16 protein-coding genes are annotated in these 20,827 nt (G+C 46.1%); 13 read left to right on the forward strand and 3 right to left on the reverse strand.

Annotation, left to right across the window (positions count from 1 at the left end):
* Window positions 1-16 precede the first annotated feature (16 nt).
* Complete coding sequence (locus I6E26_RS04940) at window positions 17-2,203, reverse strand: Tex family protein (protein WP_235320752.1); 2,187 nt, start codon at window positions 2,201-2,203, stop codon at window positions 17-19.
* A 558-nt stretch (window positions 2,204-2,761) separates the two neighbouring features.
* Entirely contained in the window at window positions 2,762-6,088 is a 3,327-nt protein-coding gene (locus I6E26_RS04945; RefSeq protein WP_235320753.1) for a hypothetical protein, read from the reverse strand.
* Window positions 6,089-6,517: 429 nt separating this feature from the next.
* Here I6E26_RS04945 and I6E26_RS04950 point away from each other — a divergent pair, with 429 nt between their 5' ends.
* From I6E26_RS04950 to rlmH, 4 genes are all read left to right on the forward strand, one after another.
* Window positions 6,518-6,958 carry a Fur family transcriptional regulator gene (locus I6E26_RS04950; protein WP_235320754.1) on the forward strand — a complete coding sequence of 147 codons (441 nt, stop codon included), beginning with the start codon at window positions 6,518-6,520 and terminating at the stop codon, window positions 6,956-6,958.
* 569 nt (window positions 6,959-7,527) lie between these two features.
* On the forward strand, window positions 7,528-8,289 hold the full coding sequence (locus I6E26_RS04955) for an MBL fold metallo-hydrolase (protein WP_235320755.1): 762 nt from the start codon (window positions 7,528-7,530) through the stop codon (window positions 8,287-8,289).
* Between the two features lie 28 nt (window positions 8,290-8,317).
* On the forward strand, window positions 8,318-9,394 hold the full coding sequence (locus I6E26_RS04960) for a S1C family serine protease (protein WP_235320756.1): 1,077 nt from the start codon (window positions 8,318-8,320) through the stop codon (window positions 9,392-9,394).
* Entirely contained in the window at window positions 9,391-9,870 is a 480-nt protein-coding gene (gene rlmH, locus I6E26_RS04965) for a 23S rRNA (pseudouridine(1915)-N(3))-methyltransferase RlmH (RefSeq protein ID WP_235320757.1), read from the forward strand. Before I6E26_RS04960 ends, rlmH begins: the two co-directional genes overlap by 4 nt.
* A gap of 73 nt (window positions 9,871-9,943) precedes the next feature.
* Here rlmH and I6E26_RS04970 read toward each other — a convergent pair whose 3' ends face one another.
* On the reverse strand, window positions 9,944-10,390 hold the full coding sequence (locus I6E26_RS04970) for an Lrp/AsnC family transcriptional regulator (protein WP_235320758.1): 447 nt from the start codon (window positions 10,388-10,390) through the stop codon (window positions 9,944-9,946).
* 226 nt (window positions 10,391-10,616) lie between these two features.
* Here I6E26_RS04970 and I6E26_RS04975 point away from each other — a divergent pair, with 226 nt between their 5' ends.
* From I6E26_RS04975 to scfB, 9 genes are all read left to right on the forward strand, one after another.
* Window positions 10,617-12,557, forward strand: coding sequence for a penicillin-binding protein (locus I6E26_RS04975; protein ID WP_268824801.1), 1,941 nt, complete (start codon window positions 10,617-10,619; stop codon window positions 12,555-12,557).
* An 83-nt stretch (window positions 12,558-12,640) separates the two neighbouring features.
* Window positions 12,641-13,435 carry a Cof-type HAD-IIB family hydrolase gene (locus I6E26_RS04980; protein ID WP_235320759.1) on the forward strand — a complete coding sequence of 265 codons (795 nt, stop codon included), beginning with the start codon at window positions 12,641-12,643 and terminating at the stop codon, window positions 13,433-13,435.
* Between the two features lie 20 nt (window positions 13,436-13,455).
* Complete coding sequence (gene rapZ, locus I6E26_RS04985) at window positions 13,456-14,370, forward strand: RNase adapter RapZ (RefSeq protein WP_235320760.1); 915 nt, start codon at window positions 13,456-13,458, stop codon at window positions 14,368-14,370.
* 13 nt (window positions 14,371-14,383) lie between these two features.
* Window positions 14,384-15,673 carry a gluconeogenesis factor YvcK family protein gene (locus I6E26_RS04990; RefSeq protein WP_235320761.1) on the forward strand — a complete coding sequence of 430 codons (1,290 nt, stop codon included), beginning with the start codon at window positions 14,384-14,386 and terminating at the stop codon, window positions 15,671-15,673.
* Window positions 15,674-15,680: 7 nt separating this feature from the next.
* The gene (gene whiA, locus I6E26_RS04995; RefSeq protein WP_235320762.1) at window positions 15,681-16,619 is read left to right on the forward strand and encodes a DNA-binding protein WhiA; all 939 of its coding nucleotides are present in this window, start codon (window positions 15,681-15,683) and stop codon (window positions 16,617-16,619) included.
* An 18-nt stretch (window positions 16,620-16,637) separates the two neighbouring features.
* Window positions 16,638-17,444, forward strand: a complete 807-nt coding sequence (locus tag I6E26_RS05000) for a polysaccharide deacetylase family protein (RefSeq protein WP_235320763.1) — start codon at window positions 16,638-16,640, stop codon at window positions 17,442-17,444.
* Window positions 17,445-17,474: 30 nt separating this feature from the next.
* The gene (locus I6E26_RS05005) at window positions 17,475-18,845 is read left to right on the forward strand and encodes a copper amine oxidase (protein WP_235320764.1); all 1,371 of its coding nucleotides are present in this window, start codon (window positions 17,475-17,477) and stop codon (window positions 18,843-18,845) included.
* Between the two features lie 42 nt (window positions 18,846-18,887).
* Window positions 18,888-19,031, forward strand: coding sequence for a six-cysteine ranthipeptide SCIFF (scfA, locus tag I6E26_RS05010; RefSeq protein ID WP_235320765.1), 144 nt, complete (start codon window positions 18,888-18,890; stop codon window positions 19,029-19,031).
* 104 nt (window positions 19,032-19,135) lie between these two features.
* Window positions 19,136-20,518 (forward strand): thioether cross-link-forming SCIFF peptide maturase, encoded by a 1,383-nt coding sequence (scfB, locus tag I6E26_RS05015; protein ID WP_235320774.1) that lies wholly within the window; start codon window positions 19,136-19,138, stop codon window positions 20,516-20,518.
* Window positions 20,519-20,827 lie beyond the last annotated feature (309 nt).

The following is a 20,827-nucleotide window of genomic DNA, read 5'->3' on the forward strand; positions in this document are numbered from 1 at the left end:
TTATCTATGTATATTATTAGGAGGCCTGCTGAGCCTGTTTGAGGCTTAGACCGATACGGCCTCTTTTTTCATCTACGCTGATAACCATTACCTTGAGAATATCTCCTACGGCTACCACATCAGCAGGGTGCTTTACCCGGCGATTGCTTAGCTCGGAAATATGAATAAGGCCGGCGGTTTTTATGCCAATATCTACGAAAACACCGAAATCGGTAATGTTTCGCACTGTTCCCTGCATAATGGTGCCAGGCTGAATATCTGACAGCTTTACTACCGCCTTGCGGGTAAGGGGGGCTGGCAAATCCTCTCGGGGATCTCGGCCTGGCTTAATGAGAGCTTCCAGAATATCCTTTAGGGTTGGGATGCCGCAGTCCAGCTCCTTGGCTAGTCGGTTTACATTGGTTTCCTTGATTTTGGCCTTTAGCAGAGCCAAATGGTTTTTGTCTACCAGCTGGTTAGTATTCATGCCGAAATGGGCTAATACCTTTTGGGCTAGCTCGTAGGATTCTGGATGTACCGGGGTATTGTCCAGAGGAGTGGTGCTGTCCTTAATGCGGAGGAAGCCGGCGCACTGGGTAAAGGCGGCTTTGCCTAGACGGGCAACCTTTAACAGCTCCTTGCGGTTGTGGAAGCTGCCGTTTTCGTTGCGGTAGGCAACGATGTTTTTGGCTATGGAGCCATTGATACCGGCAATATGCTTTAGCAAGGCCTGGGAAGCGGTGTTCAGCTCCACGCCTACATGGTTTACGGCTGCCTCTACGGTTTGGTCCAGGGTATCAGAAAGCTGTTTTGGGTTTACATCATGCTGATACTGGCCTACGCCAATGGATTTGGGATCTATTTTTACCAGCTCTGCCAAAGGATCCTGCACCCGGCGGGCAATGGAAACAGCTCCCCGAATGGTAACATCGTATTCGGGCAGTTCTTCCTTGGCCAGAGCGGAGGCGGAGTAAACGGAAGCTCCTGCTTCGTTGGTAATGATATAGTGGACATCCAGTTTGTTGTCCTTGATAAGCTTGGCGGTAAATTCCTCGGTTTCCAAGGAGGCTGTGCCGTTGCCAATAGAGATAAGGCCCACCTGATAACGGCGGATTACTTCCAGCATGGTGCGGGCGGACTGGGCGGCCCGTTTTTCTCCGTGGGTTAGATAAAGGACACCGTGGTGGAGTACCTGTCCGGTGGGGCTTACTACTGCCATTTTACAGCCAGTGCGATAGCCTGGGTCCAAGCCCATAACAGTGTAGCCAGCCAAAGGTGCCTGTAATAAAAGCTGTTTTAGATTGGTGCCGAAAATGCTAATGGCCTGTGTTTCGGCCATTTCTGTCAGTTGACTGCGAAGCTCTCTTTCCAGAGAAGGGGAGAGCAGTCTTTTCCAGCTATCTTCTATGGCCAGCTTCATATCCTGCTGGTAAATGGAAGGCCCTTGTAGATATTCCTTTTGGATTAAATGAAGGATTTTGTCCTCTTCCAGTTGGAGCGTAACCTTGAGACAGCCTAGCTTTTCTCCGCGGTTAATGGCCAAAATGCGATGGGAAGGCATGGTTTTGACAGGTTCCTGATATTCCTTGTACATGAGAAATCTCTGGCCTTCTTCGGTTTCGCTGGTATCCTCAGCCATAAGGGTGGAGATTTGACCATGCTGGTGAATGTATTCCCGCAGCTTTTGCCGCAGCTTGGCGTTCTCGGAAATGATTTCGGCAATAATATCTCGGGCGCCCTCCATAGCTTCCTGCCAGGTATTTACCTCCAGCTCTGGGTTGATGTATTTGCTGGCTTCCTTTTCTATACTGCCCTTGGTATCCTTTTGCCACAAAATAGTGGTGGACAAAGGCTCCAAGCCCTTTTCTCTTGCCTTTTGTGCTCTGGTGCGTTTCTTCTGCTTAAAGGGGAGATAAATATCCTCCAGCTCTTGCAGCTTGGTGGTTTTTTCAATGGCCTGCTGCAGCTCCTCCGTGAGCTTTCCTTGTTCGGCGATTTTGTTAAGGATTTCCTCCTGGCGTTTGACAAAATTCCGAAGATAGGCCAGGCGCTCCTCCAGCTTTCGAAGCTGTTCATCCTCCAGTTCTCCTGTGGCTTCCTTGCGGTATCTGGCGATAAAGGGAACTGTGTTTCCTTCATCCAAAAGCTTGATGGCGGCCTTGGCCTGCTCAGGGCGGATATTCAGCTCCTGGGCCAGGGCCTGGGGTATATTTTCTAGTAACATAAAAACTCCTCTATTGAATCGTATTAATTCTCATTTGGTTTAAATGACTTGCAATAAACAGGTTTGCAAGGTATAATGAAAGAAAAGAAGGTGCTGCCGATAGACGGTTAGCCCATATATACTGGTATCAGAAAGATCGCTCAGTTTTGCGGACTAGGGGCGGTCTTTTCTGTTAGAAATATCTTTGCCGAATTGGTAGCCTAGACCTATACAGGCTATTACTAGGCTGAGAAGCCCAATAAATAAAGCTACTAGTTCAAACGACATCGTATCACTGCCCTCCTATATGTATTCCGGCAAGCCGGTTTCTATATAATCGGAGGGTCACAGTCCCTCCGTAGAGGGCCAACCGCCTACCGTTATGGCAGCACCGAATTTATTATAGCATAATTGACTGATAAAGTCTTGCAATTACTTTAATTGAATAGAGCAAAAAACTCCCCTCTTTATTTCGAAGAGAGGAGTTTTTTAGTTTAAGGCCTAGGACAGGTATTTTTATTATTTACAGAAAAAATTGATGGTAATCAGATTGCCGCAAGGCAAAATAGTTAAAAGCTGTTAAAAGCTGACTTCAATGCTTTCTATAGCATGGCTACGGCTGAACAGTATTTCACTGTACATCCTAGGCAGCACACAGTCGTCAAATTCTTTCACTGTGCCATCTGCCATGCTTACAATCAGCTTTGCCGCACCACGGCGGTAGCTCACCGGCACACCGCACCAGCTAAAGCCCAGTCCGGTATCGCCCATTTCAGCATCAGTCAGAAGCTGCGGCATAAATACAGCACAACCTTTCTCGATTCTAATGCCCAGCTCCCCCCAGCGGGTGAGAATTTCTTCCTTTACCTGTCCCGTCATGCCCGGCTGGCAGGCCCCCTTATGATAAGGGGTATGGGAATAAGCATCAAAAGGAAAAGCTCCATATACCTCAGGTAACTTGGCAGAACCGCCTAGACCTGCCTTGATTTCCTGGTACAGAGATTTCAGCTTTTCCCCATAGCCATCCTTATCAGCCAGGGAGCGCAAGGCATTTTCCTGCACAGCTACCAGTAGCTTGGCTACCATGTGCCAGTAGATGCTGCCAAGACCTTCGTAGGCATAGAAGGTGCCCGACCTGCCCGTAAAGGCATGGTGATTAAAGACTTCCTCATAAAGTGCCAAAAGCTTCTCCCTGTCAGCAGCCTCCATGGAAGCCTGAGTCTCCAGCCAGCCCATGAGCTTTTCCTCATTCTGGCAGCAGGCAGGAAAATGATAGAATCCAGCCAAATCCTGATCCAGATAACTCTCCAATCCCTTTGCTCTGTCAGGTGTGATGCGGTTCTTTGCCAAAAAGCCCTGCAAATTCTTATTTGGATAAAGCATATAAGAATTCTGCCTATCCTCGTACATGCCGCTATGCCTGAGAGCAGTGCAGATTTCCACTGCCTCCCCGGAGGTCAGAAGCCCGCTGGACAGTACAGCCACCTGCCCCTCCAGCATTTCCTGCAAATGCTCTATCTCCATGCCTCCCTTGTCAATTCTCAGGGTGTTATAGGTATGATAAAGCCCATCCTGTCGCTTATTGCAGCAAATTGTCCCGGATACCACCCGCTCAACCAGCCGATAAAATTCTTTTAGCTCCTCGCCGGACACCTGGGTATCGCCAGTCCCATAATCCCCTCTATACAGGCTGTCCCTTTCCTGCTGGAAAATCATGCCTGCTTTGTCAGTAAAGGCCTTGCGGCTGGACGCCTCCGCAAAGACTGTATTCCCTGCTTCCATGCTTGCTGCACCTGCATAAAGCTTTTTCAACTCCTGCATACATGCTGCCATTGTAGCAGGTATCTCATAAACAGCTTCACTATGACGACCATAAATATCTATCAGAAATTTCAGCATCCGCTCCATGTAGCAGGTAGTTACCATAGACAAGCCCCAGCCTGCCAAAGCATTGTTTGCATCATTCCACTCAGGCCGCTGAGTATTCATCCAAACACCGCCGCCAGGCACAAGATTTGCAGCCTTGGCAATCACCAGCTGCAAAAGCTTGGCAGTCAGGTTCACCAGTGCCACTCTGCCTTCCTTATCCTGTATTAGCTTCTGATCAGAACCAAGGGACTCTGCCTTTCTCAGAAGCTCATCACTGAGGTCCTTGTCAAAAATCAAGGAATTTCTTGGATCCTGGCAAATTTCCTCATAGCTTTTCAGCCTATATGGTACATTGGCAGTGGAAAACAGCTTGGCAGACAGGTAATTATCCAGCAAAGCGGCATCATAGTCTGCCAAAAGCTCCAGGAGCTTCTGGAGATAAATCACCTGATGATCGCCCCAATAGCCAAACTGCGCCCAAGGGTCCGAAGGATCTGGACACTCCCAGTCAATTCCCTCCCGGGAAATGCGATAAGGATTGAAGCCGTCAATGGTCATGGCATTGACGAATTTCGCCACAACATTGGCAATATATTCAGGGTAGGACATCAGCAAGGCTTCCCAGTTCTGAAAAATATCACGCCAATTGCCCTCGTAGTTCAGCACCTGGTTGCCGGCAGCATCAGTCAGGGCAATATTGAACTTATTCCACGGACGAGAAGGATCCCCGTGCCTGCGGGAAAAAATCACCGGCAGATATTCCATATACAGCCTGAGCAGCTGGCTGTCACCAGTGGCCACAATCAATTCCTTCAGCAGCTTTTTCTCTAGCAGCTCCCCTGCCATGGACATATCAGCCAGCAGCCTTGCCGCCTTGTCATATTCAGCAACGCTGCGCTGTTTCACAAAAGCGAGAAAATCTGCCACATCAATCCTGCCATCATTAGCAAAAAAGCCACCCCGCATGATATTGAAAATCACATTGGTACGATGGTGGACACAGGCCATCTCGTCAGCGGTGGACTGAATACCGTCAGCCTCCCCAATAAACCTGTCCAGCTCCTCTTCTGTAGCCTCAATATCCTTTGCCAGAAGCCTTGCCGCCTCGTTCCTGTCGGCAAGTACCTTTTTCAGCTCCACAATATCAGCAGCAGTCCGAGAATGGTCAAAAGCACTTGCCCAGCTGTCCTCTGAACCAGCTGCCAGCTCAGACTCGTGGAGAATGAAGCAGCTGCCCCTGCCGCCCTTTACAATATCGGTTTCTATTAGCTTCCTGCCTACAGCAAAATCCTGTATCACCCCATCAGAAATATACACCGCATCAGAAGTGGTAAACCAGCAGGTATTCGCAAGTAGTGCCTCATTTGGCTCCGCCCTGTCCGTCAGGGCAGAGGAAAGGGCAAATATGGCCAGCCCCGACTCCTGATCTAGTTCCGTACTCTTGTATGCATCCACCAACACGGACATATTGTTCTGCAAGGAAGCATCCACAATGGCAGGCAGGATATTTCTGGCACCATCCAAAACGCGCACCTTCTGAGGCTTAGCACTGATATTGATAACCTTTGCCAGCTTGACCAGACCAAAACGCCTGCCGGAAGTCCAGCCATAGCGGAATACCAGCTGCAGTGCCTCATTGCGTGCCTCAAAAATCACCTTGGAGCCGTTGATATTTTTGTACAGGCTGTACTGCACACCATCCTCCGGGATACCTGCCGCCCCGGTCCCCTGCAAAAACCTGCCAAAAGGCTCCCACAGAGTCACTCCCTCTGCCGTTTCCACCTGAATCGCCGTATAGGAGCCGGTGGTGTACTTGTAGTCGGCAATCCTGTCCGCCGTACCATACTGGAAAATGGCATGGTCAGCATTCTTCCTGCCGGCAGTAATACCTCCCTTTGCCCACAGAAAATTCCATACATCGCTGGAGCTGGTAATAGTCATAAAGAAATCATCCATACGGTCATAGTTTTCCAGCTTATAGAACTTCTCACCCTCCAAAATAACAAAATGGCCCTTGACATCCTTGGAATTGCTCACAACAATTCTCTCCCCTCTCTAAAATGTTAAAACAATCCGAAAAAAGTTCTCAAGACTTCTGACAAAACAATCAAAAATCTCTTACTATCTGTTTATTATTCTAACAAAAGGGAAGTTTTTATAAAGGATGTCAGGGCTTCTTTGTTACTATGTTACAAAAAATCCTATCATATATAGAAACACTGCTAAAATATATAAACCTCAATGCACAGATTAGATTTATTTGATGTATGAAGATGGCTGGCCTAAGCAATTAGGCTGGCTTTTTTGTGCATAATTTTGTTAAACAAATGCAATACATTGTGAATAACTTTTTATCTGTAAAATATCTGGAAAGAAATTGACAGATTTTACTTTATAAAGTAAAATTAACTTATTAGTAATTCTTTTAAATGGATAATTATTATTTGCTAGAACGGAGGAAATACCATGTTAGGAACAGAAGCTGTAACCAAAATTTTGCGGGAAAAAGGCTTCAAGGTTACCCCCCAGAGATTGGCGGTATACGATGCCTTATCCAGCACCAAAAGCCATCCCAATGCGGAAATGCTGTACAATATGCTGCAGCCTAGCTATCCAACTATGAGTCTGGCCACAGTGTACAAGACTATGGATATTTTTGCGGAGCTGGGCTTGATTCAGGTGTTGAATGTAGGGGAGGACAGCTATCGCTACGATGCGGAAACAGGCAACCATCCTCATATTCGCTGTACTGAATGTAATCGTGTGGATGATATTTTTGATTTTCAGGATGAAGGCTTGATGAACGGGGTGGAGGCCAAAACTGGCTACCAGCTTTCGGGCCGTCAGCTGTATTTCTTTGGCCGCTGTCCTCACTGCCAGGAGAAGGCTTCTGCTTTGCGCCATTAATGGTGCAGGTTAGGATGGCTGCAGGTATCTATTAGGTTGGGGTTCGCCGGCTGGAAATAATTCATGAAAAAAGCTTGCCATGAGTGTGTTGTGCTCTGGCAAGCTTTTAGTCATTTTGGGACAAAAAAATACCCTCAGATAAGCGCTGAGGGCTGAAAGGGATTGACTATAGGGGATGTACTATAGGGAATACATCACCTTAACTGCAAGGTCGAGAAATGGCGTTGGAAAAAAACAACCTTGCAGGTGGTAAGCTACATAAATTTTGTAAACTTATCTTGTCATTATATTAGCATAAATGGTTATACAAGTCAATATAAAATTGTATCTTTTTTTAATTAAACTTTATTAAATATATTCAATAGTCTACTAAAAACACGAATTGTTAGCAGAATGAACAGAGTGTTCAATATTAGTTTCAATTAGTTAAAGAGTAAGACAAATGGAAAAACATACAACATATATATGAACAAAATTTCACAAATTAGAGGATATGGGGATATTTTGACTTTACAGCCATTTTACAGTATTCTTGAGTATATTATAGAAGTGTGGAGTGATGATAGATTATGCAGGTTGCTGTACTAGCCAGTGGCAGCAAGGGGAATGCTACCTTTGTGGAAATGGATGGTATAAGAATATTAATAGATGCAGGAATTAGTGCCAGACGGATTAAGCAGGAGCTGGCGGCTCTGGGGGAAAGTGTAGAAATGCTGGATGGTATTTTTATTACCCATGAGCATGGGGATCATATTAAGGGTTTGCCTAATCTGGTGAAGAAATATGGCATTCAGATATATTCCCGCCCTGCTACCTTTCGGGCTATGAGCTGTTATGAGGAGCTGCCGGGGGATTGTGTCAATCCAATTATTGATAGGATTCAGCTTGGGCGGGTGGCCGTAAGAGCCTTTGATATACCTCATGATGCCGCTGCGCCTGTGGGCTATATTATTCAGGGCACCAGCCGCTGTGTGGTGGCCACGGATATAGGCAATGTAGATGATAGATTGCAACAGATGCTGGAGGGTGCTCAGGTTTTGGTGTTGGAGGCCAATCATGATGAGGAAATGCTGAAGCAGGGCAGTTATCCCTATAACTTGAAACAGCGTATCCTTGGTCCTCTGGGACATCTTTCTAACAGACGGATGGCCCAGGTGGTGGCAGAGCTGCGAAGGAGGCCTCAGAAGCTGATATTGGCTCATCTTAGTGAATCCAACAATCGGCCAGAGCTGGCTATGGATACAGTGAAATCTGTTTTGGACAGCTATGGCATTAATAATATGGAAATATATATGACAGCTCAGAATCATAGCACAAGTGTGGATTTCTGACAGTTAACTTAAAGGAGGAGATTGGATTATGTACCGTAGTAAAATGGCAAAAAAATGCTTTGCAGGTGTAGCCGGGATGATGCTGGTGGCTACAGTATTATTTGGAGGCTGTACTGATGGTCAGGCCGGCTCGGCAGCTCAGGAAAAGCCAGCGGCTTCTCAGGAGATTTCTGATGCCCGGAATACGCCAGTGGTAAGAGCCGCTAAGGCTGTAGGCCCTGCTGTGGTAGGTATTACCAACAAGGCTGTGGCCAGAGATTGGTTTAACAATCCTGTTCAGGTAGAGGGCGCAGGCTCTGGGGTTATCTTCCGCAAGGATGGCTATATTGTTACTAATAATCATGTTATTAGCGGAGCTAAGGAGATTATTGTATCCCTGTCTGATGGCCGTTCCCTGTCTGGCAAGCTGGTAGGTGCAGATGAGCTGACAGATCTGGCTGTGGTAAAGGTAGATGCTGATGATCTGCCTACAGCGGAACTGGGGGATTCTGATGATATTATGGTAGGTGAGCCGGCTATTGCTATTGGCAATCCTATGGGACTGGAATTTCAGGGCAGTGTAACCAGTGGCGTTATTAGTGCTTTGAATCGTTCTCTGGAAATAGATGATAGAGTGCTGAAGGTTGTGCAGACTGATGCAGCTATTAATCCGGGCAACTCCGGTGGTGCTCTGGTAAATGCAGATGGCAAGGTTATTGGTATTAATTCTGCCAAGATTGCCCGCAGTGATATTGAGGGTATGGGCTTTGCCATTCCTATTAATACTGTAAAGGATATTGTCAATGAGCTAATGACCTCTGGTAAGGTTACCCGTCCGTATCTGGGGGTAGGAATTTTTGATAAGGAAACTGCTGGCCGTTATGGCTATATTCTCAATGTGGACAAGGGTGTCTATATTGAAAGCGTTACTGTTAATGGCCCGGCCTACAAGGCAGGCCTCCGCCGTGGGGATATTATTCTGTCCATTGGGGATAAGGAAACCAACAAGGTAAGCGATGTGCGGAATACTATTCTGGATAGCAAGGTGGGAGATTCCGTCAAGGTAAAATATGAGCGGAATGGCAATGTATCCACTGTGGATGTAGCTTTGGAGGCTGCTTCATGAAGATAACCGTTGTAACGGCTGGCAAAATCAAGGAAAAATATCTGACAGCAGGTATTAATGAATTTCTAAAAAGATTGGGCCCTTTTGCCAATGTGAAGATTGTGGAAATCAATGAGGAAAAAATGAAGGATAATCCATCTGAGGCGGAAAAGCAACAGACCTTGCAACAGGAGGGACAAAGGCTTTTGCGTCAGGTGCCAGAGGGAAGCTATCTTTTTGTGCTGGATGTTTATGGTCAGCAGCTTTCCTCAGAGAAGCTGGCGGCCAAGCTGGATAGCCTGGCTCTTCAGGGCCGCAGCAATATTACCTTTCTGATTGGGGGGGCCTTTGGCCTATCGGAGGAGGTAAGGCAGGCGGCGGATTTCCGGCTGAGTTTTTCCCCTATGACCTTTACCCACCAGATGATAAGGCTCTTGCTGGTGGAGCAGATATATCGCTGTTTTAAGATAAATCGTGGCGAAAAATATCATTGGTGATAAAGTATTGGCAATAAAAATACCGCCTGACAGCTTCTGGCTATCGGGCGGTATGCTCATTTTGTCCTTGATTTTATTCGATTTCGATGGTTGGACGGTCAATAATTGTGGCCATGACAACGATGGTTTCAGTTCTGGCAATGCCTTCCTGATTTTTGATACGAGTCATTATTTTATCCAGAGTCTTGGTATTTTTGGTGATAATTTTTAGAGCATAGTCATATTCACCTGTAATATAGAAACATTCCTTTACATCAGGCTCGCTGACAATAAACTCCTCAAAATGATCTCCGTAAACAGGATCTTCGAAGCTGATGTAGAGAATGCACATAAGCTGTTTGTCTACCAATTCAGGATCTAGAATTGCTGTGTACTGCTGAATAACACCGGTGTTTTCCAGCTTTTTCAATCTTTCACTAATAGCCGGCATGGATAAGGAAATTTCCTGACTTAGAACAGAAACTGTTACGCGGGAATTTTCCTGTAATCTTTTTAAAATTCTTCTATCAGTAGCATCCATACTGTAATCACCACCATTCTCGTTATATTATAACAGTAAGAATAATAATTTGTAAACTTATATCTTTGTATACAAAACAAATTTATTTTTATCCATACAAAAGCCGTAAAAACCTAGCTTAGTAAAAAACTTTTGCTTTTGTCATAATATAGTGTAAAATAAAAGGATAGATATGTTTTGATGGAGACTATGGAGTGTTAAATTGGTGAACAAACAACGAAATCAAATGCAAACTAGATTGAGCTATCTGTTGTTTGGGGCCTGGTGTCTGATGCTGGTTCTGATTGTGCGTGTAGCATGGCTGCAGCTGGTGGATGGCAGTGAGCTGAAGCAGAGAGCGATAGTTATAGCAGAGGAAAATAGATCCCGTCAATCTCCCCGGGGAAAAATAACGGATAGAAATGGTCGGGAGCTGGCTATCAGCCGTATGGCCAAATCTCTGGTTCTCAATCCCAGCAAGGTTGAGGCAGAGGATAGAGATGATATAGCAGCATCTCTTGCAGATATTCTCAAATTGAAGCCGGAGGAGATTCAGGAGGATATAGATACCGGCGGCGTTTTTGTTTATGTGAAAAGGCGTCTGGAAATAGATGAGGAACAAGCCATTAAGGAGCTGAAGGAGGCTCATGGATATGAGTGCCTGGAGCTTCATGATGAGGTAAAACGATATTATCCAAACGATAGTCTTGCCGCTAATGTGCTGGGGTTTATCGGCACGGATGATGTAGGTCTGGCTGGTATGGAGCAGTTTGCTGATGATTTGCTGAAGGGTGAGGCTCAGGAGGCTGATATTCTTATTGATATGCGGGGCCGTCCTATTTTTGATTCTATTTTTTCGGCGGCTCAGAAGCGATATAGAGGAGATAATTCCAAGAATATTACCCTGACCTTGGATGCTACCATGCAGTTTATTGTGGAGCAGGCCTTGGATAAGGCTGTGGCTGATAACAAGCCAAAGGCTGTTACAGCGGTGGTTATGGATCCTAAAACCGGCGAGGTGCTGGCTATGGCCTCTCGACCTACCTACAATCCCAATAAATATTGGGATGTAGATGCTAATGGCGAGGCATGGCGCAATAGAGCTGTAGTTTCTATCTATGAGCCAGGCTCTACCTTTAAGGCTATTGTGGCTGGGGCAGCATTGCAGGAGGGGGTTGTTTCCCCAAATATGACCTTTTATGATCCCGGTCATGTGGATGTTTCTGAGAAAAGAATCCAGAACTGGAATGGAGGCTCCTTTGGCAATGTTACCTTTATTGATGTAGTAAAAAATTCCATTAATACCTGTTTTGCCCAGGTAGGCCTGTGGCTAGGCGGGGAAAAGCTGACGGAATATGCTCAGAAATTCGGTTTTGGCCGTCTTACTGGTATTGAGCTGCCGGGAGAGCAGGAGGGAATTTTGTTTAACCCTAAGGATATGGTAAATTCAGATGTGGCTACCATGTCCATTGGTCAAAGTATTGCCGTTACCCCTCTCCAGTTGGTTACAGCTATGTCGGCTATTGCCAATGATGGCGTGCTGTTGAAGCCTCATATCATCAAGGAGATTACTAATGCTGACGGTACTGAGTACAAGTCCTTTGGCAGGGAAGAGGTTGGCAGAGTGCTGGAATCTGCCACAGACAAAACCCTTGTAGGCTTGCTGGAACAGGTAGTTGCTACAGGCGGCGGCGCCAAGGCTGGTGTCAAGGGCTATCGTATTGCTGGTAAAACAGGTACGGCTCAGAAGATTAATGAGCATACCAGCGGTTATATGGAGGGCAGATATATAGCCTCCTTCTGTGGCTTTGCCCCGGTGGAGGACCCTCGTATTGTGGTGCTGGTGGTTATTGATGATCCATCAGCGGGAGCTTTTTATGGTGGTCAGATTGCTGCCCCGGTAGCCAGGGATATTTTTGCCCAGCTGCTGAGGTTTATGCATATCAGTCCATCCAGTGATACCTTTGAGGATATGAACAAGGATAAGCCAGAAGCTCCTAAGCCTGTGGATGATGGCAAGGGTATGCCGGATTTGCAGGGCATGAGCATTAAGGAAGCTTCCCAGACCTTGGCACAGAGGGGGCTGGGGATTGATATTCAGGGCAATGGACTGGCTAAGAGTCAAAGCATTGCCCCAGGTACAGCTATCCAGCAGGGACAGACGGTAACCGTTACCTTTAGTCCATAAGATTTTATGGTGGGTATATGATATTTTGTATTTAGATATATTATATAAATTAAAACAAATACACTTACATGAGGAGAATAAAAATGCAGGCAAAATTATTTGTTACAGATATGGATGGTACATTGCTCAACAATGAGCACAAGATTTCTAAGGGCAACAAGCATATGATTAAGCGGGCTGTAGAGGCAGGGGTAATCTTTACTATTGCTACAGGCAGAATGTATGCCTCCGCTCTGCCTTATGCTCAGGAGCTGGAGCTGGATGTGCCAATTATTACTTACAATGGTGCTCTCATTAAGACTGCTGGTGGCAAGGAGCTTTATGCTTCCTATCTGGATGAAGCAGTGGTTAAGGATTTGTTGGATTTTGCGCAGGAGTGCGAGCTGTATATTCATCTCTATAGTGATGACCAACTGTATTTCATTGTAAATGATGAGCATGCTCAGTATTATCAGAAGGCCTGCGGTGTGCAGGGCAAGACTGTGGGGCAGGATATTTATAAATATAATGTTCATGTACCAAAGATGTTGATTATGACCGATACTCCAGAGCAGGCAGATGCGGTTATCAAGCTGGTTCAGAAGAAGTTTGGAGGCCGTATTGAGGCTATGAAGTCTGCTCCTACCTATGTGGAGCTGATTAAGCCAGGGGTTAATAAGGCTACTGCCATTGCCAAGCTGGCGGAGATTCTGAACATTCCTAGTGAGCAGGTATTGGCTATTGGAGATTCCAGCAATGATGTTAGTATGCTGACATCTGTAGCTATCAGCGTAGCTATGGGCAATGCCAATGCAGAGGCTAAAGCTGCGGCCAGATATATGGTAACAGATAATGAGCATGATGGTGTTGCTGAGGCATTGGAGCGTTTCTGTATGTAAAGGAAATAGCGGAGGTTATTATGGAAAAAGAGAAGGAAAAGGATAAGACTTGCGAGTTTATCATTGTCACTGGTATGTCCGGCAGTGGCAAAACCCAAGCCTGCCGTTATCTGGAGGATATAGGCTATTTTGTGGTGGATAATCTGCCACCGGTATTTATTCCTAAATTTGCGGAGCTGTGTCAGCAGTCTGGGGGCAGTATCAACAAGGTAGTATTGGTAGTGGATACTCGCAGTAGGGAGTTTTTTGATACCTTTACCCATGTGCTGGAGGATATGGATAGGGATAATCAGCCTTATGTACTGCTTTTTATGGATGCTTCTGATGCAGCCATTATTCGCCGTTATAAGGAAACCCGCCGTCGCCATCCTATGGCACCTAGCTCCCGTATCAGTGATGGTGTAGCCAAGGAAAGAGAGAGGCTGGCCTCTGTTCGCAACAAGGCTACCTATATTGTGGATACTTCAGATTTGAAGAAGATAGATTTGAAGGAAAAGATTCTTCATCTTTTTGCCCCAAGAGTGGGAGAAAAGATGAATATTAATGTGATTTCCTTTGGGTTTAAATTTGGTATGCCTTTGGATGCAGATTTGGTTTTTGATGTGCGTTTCCTGCCAAATCCATTCTATGTGGAGTCCATGCGCCACAAGAGTGGTGCGGTGCCAGAGGTGGCCGCTTATATTGACCAGTGGCCTGTTACCAAGGAGTTTAAGCAGCATTTGGACAATCTGGTAAATTTCCTGATTCCTCAGTATGAGAAGGAGGGGAAGGCTCAGCTGGTTATTGCCGCGGGCTGTACTGGCGGTATGCATCGTTCTGTATTTATTGCCAACCATATTTATCAGCTTTTGAAGGAAAAGGGCTGTATTGTAAAGCTGGAGCATCGTGACCTGATGAAGAATGAGGTCTGGGAGCATGTGCGGGAAGAAGTATAAGGGAGTGTTGTAAATGCACTTGTTGAAATGGCTGTATCCAGGCATGAAATTCAAGCGATGGCTGCTTTTGTTTGCGGCTGGCGTAATGATTGTCAGTCTGGGGATAGCAGTGGTTTTTAACTACAAGTATATTGACCACATTGAGGAGGCTATTTTCCGAACGGTGTATCTATGGTCTGGAGGTTATGATTATAAATATACCGCCATTGCCGGCTTGATAATGGTGGCTGCTGGTGCAAGTATTATGCTGGTGGCAGCTAAGTTTATTATTAAATCAGTTATTACGGTGCTGCTGCCCTCCAACCCTTCTGAGAAGCTGGTGGATCTTATCTATGAGAAGCGTATGCTGGGCAAGGGGCCTGCTATTACTGTGGTAGGCGGAGGTCATGGACTATCAGTATTGCTTAGAGGTATCAAGCAGGCTACCTCCAATGTTACTGCTGTGGTTACAGTGGCTGATGATGGCGGTTCATCTGGCAGACTGCGTCAGGATTTGGGCATGATTCCTCCGGGAGATTTGCGGAATTGTCTGGTGGCCTTGGCGGATACAGAGCCTTTGATGGAGAAGCTTTTCCAGCACAGATTTGAGGGCAGCAGTGAGCTGTCAGGTCATAGCTTTGGCAATTTGTTTATTGCTGCCATGACTCAGGTAACGGGAGATGTGGAAACAGCCTTGAAGGAATCCTCTAAGGTTCTGGCGGTAAAGGGACAGGTTTTGCCAGCCAGCAAGGAATTTGTCCGTTTGGATGCCATTATGGAGGATGGCACGGTGGTATGTGGTGAATCCCATATTCCAGAGGCTCATAAAAGGATTCATCGGGTAAAGCTTTATCCAGAGCACGCTGAGGCGGTGCAGTCCTCCTTGGATGCCATTCGCAATGCGGAGGCTATAGTGCTGGGGCCAGGTAGTTTGTATACCAGTGTGATACCTAATCTTTTGGTGGAGGGCATTGGTGATGCCATTTGCCGTAGTAAGGCGGTAAAAATCTATATCTGCAATGTGATGACTCAGCCGGGAGAAACTGACGGCTATACCGCATCCATGCATGTAAAGGCTATTATGGATCATGCAGGCCGTAATGCTGTGGATTATGTTATTGTGAACTCAACACCGGTGCCAGAGGATTTGAAGCAGAAATATGCAGAAACAGGAGCTTATCCTGTGTTAGTTGATGATGATGCTTTGAATCAGCTGGGGGTAGGCATTATTAAGGCGGATTTGATTACCTCCAAGGATGCAATTCATCATGACCCCAAGAAGCTGTGCGATAGCGTTATGCGGGTAGTGTACGAAACTCTGTGAGGCAGCTATGCCATCTTTTGCAACAGAAGTAAAAAATGAATTGGTTAGAGCCTCCACCCGTAAGACCTGCTGTCAAAATGCAGAGCTGGCAGCTCTTTTGCGGATGGGAGCCTCCATGACCATTGGACCAGCTATGAATCTGGGCCTGAATTTTGTCACAGAAAATGCGGCTGTAGCCCGCAGGGTGTTGCAGCTTTTGAAGGCCAATGGTCAGGTAAAGCCGGAGGTTACCGTAAGCCGAGCTAAAAGGCTGAAAAAGAATAACAGTTATTTTTTGCGGGTAGCTCCCTCCCCTCAGGTTCGTCCTTTGATGGAATCCCTAGGAATGCTGGGGGACAATGAAGGTTCTGTAGGTCATGATAAGGGCCTTTTGCGGCGGCAGTGCTGTCGTAAGGCTTATTTGCGAGGAGCTTTTCTTGGGGGAGGTACGGTGAACCGGCCAGAGGCCAAGGCTCATTTGGAGTTTGTGGCCAACAGCTATCCCTTTGCCAATACCTTGATGCAGGTGCTGAAAAAAATGGATTTTCCCGTAGGGATTACGGATAGGAAAAACAATTATCAGGTCTATATGAAGGATGGCGAGGAGATTATGGATCTTCTGGCCATGCTGGGGGCTCCTAAGGCGGTAGAACAGCTGGAGGTGGCTCGTAATCTGCGGGAGGTGCGGAATCAGGTCAATCGGCTGGTAAACTGTGAAACCGCTAATCTACAGCGTACAGTCAGTGCCTCGGTGGCTCAGGTGCAGGCTATTCATCAGCTGAAAAGCAGGGGCGAGCTGGACAAGCTGCCTCCTAAAATGGCAGAAATGGCTCGCCTTAGACTGGCTGAACCAGATGCTTCCCTATCAGAGCTGGGAGAAATGCTGGGCATTAGTCGAGGGGCGGCTGCCAATAGACTGCGCAAAATAATGTCCCTGGCGGATAGTAGTCCAGGGGAGGTAAAGTGAAAAAAGGAGATTTTTCTTTTGGCAAAATATCTTAAATATATATTGGGAGTTCTTGTGGCTGTGGTGCTGGTCTTATGGGGCGGTATCCAATATCTTTTGTCTCAGCCAGAGCCAGAGGGATTTCCTATTTTGGAATATCATATGGTACAGCAGGATGATCCTAAGGATGCCTATGCCTATAATGTGCCTGTAGAGGATTTTCAGCAGCAGTTGGACTACTTACAGGAACAGGGCTATACCACTATTTCCATTAGGGATTATTTGCGGGCTAAAAAGGGCTTGCTGCAGTTGCCGGAAAAGCCAATTATTCTTACCTTTGATGATGGGTACGAAAGCAATTATAAGGAGCTTTTGCCTATCCTGGAGGAGCGGGGATTGAAGGCTACCATCTTTATGGTGACTAATGATATTGGCAAAGATGGTTATTTGTCCTGGCAGCAGTTAAAGGATATGGAAAAGCGGGGGATTGAAATCGGCAGTCACACAGCTAACCATCTGCCTTTGACAGGTAGGTCCCTGGATGAGGCTAGAGAGGAAGTAAAGCTGTCCAAGCTGTTGATGGAGTGGAATGGCATGAAAACCATTTACACTCTGTCCTATCCTAATGGCAAATATACTACGGATTTGGAGCAGATGTTGAAGGAGGAGGAATATCTGGCTGCGGTAACAGGCGATGCAGGGCTGAATACCTTTGATACAGATCCTTATCAGCTGCAGCGGATAAATATACCTCATCCTACCTTTGGGTTGACAGAGTTTAAATGGAGATTGTTAAAGGGCAGGATTTTTGCCCAACTGGGATGGAGTCAGCATAAGATAGAATAAAAGGGAGCGATAAGCAAAGTGAAGTTTTGGATGAAAAAAGCATTGGTGTTGGCCTGTGTTGGCTGTAGTCTGATGTCACCGGCCTATGCCCGTATACATGGTCAGGATCATACCAATCAGACTGTGGCTATCCAGCCGGTTCAGGATAAGGGTACTGTGGAGATTGCGCCTGCTCAGGGCAGGGGAGAGCTGCAGCCTGGTCAAAAACAGGATGTAGTGGATTTGGCTGTTAATATGGATGTGGATGGTATTCATCCTAAGTACAGTAATCGAGTGCCGGAATCCTGGCATCCTATGGATTCTGTAAATTGGCAGCCAGGGCAGCAGAACAGCCCTCAGCCATTAAAGAGATGGCCAGTAAAGGTTTCTGATAATGGGGGTACCTTGCTGTTTTCTGATAGTCCTGAATACGTAGAGGAAAATGGTATTCTCTATTCTGATGTGGTGGATGGTAATGGCCGTATTTTCTATTATCATCTGAATAATACTAACCAGAATAAGAAGATTGCTGTTGTTATGGAAAATCAAGGTAAATATACAGCGGTGGTTCATGTGAGCCGTCAGGCTTTGAATCAGCCTAGTGACAATTATCTCTGGGTGGGCAAGACTGCTCAACAGCAGTTCATGGAAAGTCAGGAAAATAGGGATATTTTTGTTTTTGCCGGGCGGAAAAATCTGTTGGACAATGGGGCGAATAATACCATTGTGAAGCCAGGACAGCTGGTAAATGGCATTTATGATTTTCACACAGATATGCCAGTGCGTTTTTCTGTGATTATGTACAATCCGGGGGAGAATCCTTTGGATTTTGTGTCTAAGGCCAAGGTACTTCCTAAGGATGAGCATCGTCTCAGGGGTACCTATCAAGGCATGAACCGCATTGTGCGGGCTGTTAAGGAGTATGATCCTTTGCAGGATGGAGCCGTGTTTATTCCTTTGGCGGATAATCAGCGGGATATTTACAGAAAGGGTATTGATGCCACTGATGGCAGTGTTACGGAGAACTACGGCAATTATGGCATTATGTATGAATTGCATATTCCTGTTAAGGGGGATAGTGATATTCAGTATTTGCTGTGTCCTCTTGGGGGAGTTTATGCCGGTGCCATGACGGTTAAGGATGAAATGCAGAATCGCAAATTCTTGCTTAATGTGCCTGATACCAAGCTTTACTTTGGGGATAGCAGGGTGGATGATTATACTGGCAGTCGTTTTCCTGCTACTGAGAATCGGGATTACATCTACCATACCAGCGAGCTGGAGGATTTGGGCGTATATAGCGGCAAAATGAGGATAAGTTTTGAGTTTTCTCCTCCTGGGGCCTCTAATTTGCCAGTTAATTTTATCTTGATGCCAGCAACTCAGGCTATGGGGCTTGCATATAAGTGGCAAAAAATGTAAAATAAGAATTAGATTTTTATATGTTGAAGGAGGTTTACCTTTATGAAGCACATTCAGACTGTTAATCAGCCTACTTTGCAGTTGACCAGAAATTCTGGCGGTTGTGGCGAGTGCCAGGCATCCTGCCAGTCCGCTTGCAAGACTTCCTGCACTGTTGGCAACCAGGTTTGCGAGAGCAAGAAATAAGGTTTAGAGATTAGGCTCCCTTTTGCAGGGAGCCTTTTTTCGCTTAACTTCCGAAAATATTTTGTGAATTTTATAGGAGAGATAGATATCGTATGAAGGTTGAAATGAAGCAGAAAATCCATAAATTTATCCAGAATGGTATGTATATTTTGCTGGATATTAATAGCGGGGCTGTTCATGTTGTAGATAAAATGATTTTTGATATCATGGATTACTTCGATGGGGAAAATGACGGAGAGGTATTGGCAGAGCTGGCAGGCAAATATGCTGAGGCTGATTTGCAGGAGGCTTTGGAGGAACTTCATTATCTCATGAAGATTCAGCAGCTTTATGCTCCTGATCTGGATGTGCCTCCTACCTTTAAGCAGAAGGGATTGGTAAAGTCCCTGTGCTTGATGATTGCTCAGGACTGCAATCTCCGTTGCAAATATTGCTTCGGTGATGGGGGCAGCTATGGCCAGGAAAGGGCGATTATGAGTCCGGAAACCGGCCGTAAGGCGGTAGATTTTCTCATTGAGGCCAGCGGCCCTCGCAAGCATTGCGAAATGGATTTCTTTGGGGGAGAGCCTCTGATGAATATGAAAACCGTTAAGGCGGTTACGGAATATGTTCGTCAGCGGGAAAAGGAAACTGGCAAGAAGTTTAAGCTGACCTTGACCACCAATGGTATTTTGCTCAATGATGAAAATATCAAATGGCTTAACGATAATGAATTTTCTCTGGTGCTTTCTCTGGATGGCCGCAAGGAGGTTCATGATGCCATGCGTCCATGTGTGGGAGGACAGGGCAGCTATGATAAGGCTGTAGCTAATTTCCACAAGTGTCTGGATAGCCGCAAGGGCGGAGATTATGACTATCGTGGGGTATATACCTACCTTCGTGGCACCTATACCAAGAATAATATGGACTTTACCAAGGATGTATTGTCCATGAATGACGAGGGCTTTGATATTCTTTCTATGGAGCCAGTGGTGCTGAAGGATAGTCCTTTGGGCTTTACTGATGAGGATTTGCCTCGTATCTCAGAGGAATATGATAAGCTGGTAGAGGCATATCTGGAGCGCTGGAGAAAGGGGAAGGGGTTCTTCTTCTTCCATTTCAATATGGATTTGTCCAATGGCCCATGTGTAGCTAAAAGACTTTCTGGCTGTGGGGCTGGCCATGAATATTTTGCGGTAGCGGAGAATGGGGATTTGTATCCGTGTCATCAGTTTGTAGGCCGGGAGAAATATCGTCTGGGCTCCTTGGATGAGGGGGTAACTGACCAGCATTGGCCTCAGTATTTCCGTGAGAGCCATGTGCTGAATAAGGAAAAATGCCGGGATTGCTGGGCTCGGTTCTTCTGCTCCGGTGGGTGTCATGCCAATGCGGATTTGTTCCACGGAGATATTCGCCAGCCATATGAAACCGGCTGTGAGATTCAGAAAAAGCGCCTGGAATGTGCTATTGCCGTGCAGGCTATTATGAAGCTGGAAAAGAATAAATAAAAAATTAGTGCTCATGAAAATGTAATTGCATTTTTGTGAGCACTTTTTGTAAATTCTGATTTGCCGAGTACATCAATTATCTATACTTTTTTCGTAGGCATGGCATATACCCTTACAGGCACGTCGGCGCTATATTGATGTGCAAAACTATCCCCTATTAATGGCGATATGGGAGTACCCTTTCAGGCACGCTCTCGCTACTTTTCTCGCCTAGCGGTACTAAAGCTCTCATGAGGCAATTCGTGGCTGACGCCCCGAAAGCTCATGAATCGCTAAGTACCGAGGCGCGAAGAGTACCTGTGCAGGGTA

The sequence above is a fragment of the Anaerovibrio lipolyticus genome, assembly GCF_021531495.1.
Classification (GTDB): Bacteria; Bacillota; Negativicutes; order Selenomonadales; family Selenomonadaceae; genus Anaerovibrio.

Coding starts and splice junctions, on each gene's coding strand:
- I6E26_RS04940 (WP_235320752.1), bottom strand. CDS start 2,203: ATGTTACTAGAAAATATACCCCAGGCCCTGGCCCAGGAGCTGAATATC.
- I6E26_RS04950 (WP_235320754.1), top strand. CDS start 6,518: ATGTTAGGAACAGAAGCTGTAACCAAAATTTTGCGGGAAAAAGGCTTC.
- I6E26_RS04955 (WP_235320755.1), top strand. CDS start 7,528: ATGCAGGTTGCTGTACTAGCCAGTGGCAGCAAGGGGAATGCTACCTTT.
- I6E26_RS04960 (WP_235320756.1), top strand. CDS start 8,318: ATGTACCGTAGTAAAATGGCAAAAAAATGCTTTGCAGGTGTAGCCGGG.
- rlmH (WP_235320757.1), top strand. CDS start 9,391: ATGAAGATAACCGTTGTAACGGCTGGCAAAATCAAGGAAAAATATCTG.
- I6E26_RS04970 (WP_235320758.1), bottom strand. CDS start 10,390: ATGGATGCTACTGATAGAAGAATTTTAAAAAGATTACAGGAAAATTCC.
- I6E26_RS04975 (WP_268824801.1), top strand. CDS start 10,617: ATGCAAACTAGATTGAGCTATCTGTTGTTTGGGGCCTGGTGTCTGATG.
- I6E26_RS04980 (WP_235320759.1), top strand. CDS start 12,641: ATGCAGGCAAAATTATTTGTTACAGATATGGATGGTACATTGCTCAAC.
- rapZ (WP_235320760.1), top strand. CDS start 13,456: ATGGAAAAAGAGAAGGAAAAGGATAAGACTTGCGAGTTTATCATTGTC.
- I6E26_RS04990 (WP_235320761.1), top strand. CDS start 14,384: ATGCACTTGTTGAAATGGCTGTATCCAGGCATGAAATTCAAGCGATGG.
- whiA (WP_235320762.1), top strand. CDS start 15,681: ATGCCATCTTTTGCAACAGAAGTAAAAAATGAATTGGTTAGAGCCTCC.
- I6E26_RS05005 (WP_235320764.1), top strand. CDS start 17,475: ATGAAAAAAGCATTGGTGTTGGCCTGTGTTGGCTGTAGTCTGATGTCA.
- scfA (WP_235320765.1), top strand. CDS start 18,888: ATGAAGCACATTCAGACTGTTAATCAGCCTACTTTGCAGTTGACCAGA.
- scfB (WP_235320774.1), top strand. CDS start 19,136: ATGAAGCAGAAAATCCATAAATTTATCCAGAATGGTATGTATATTTTG.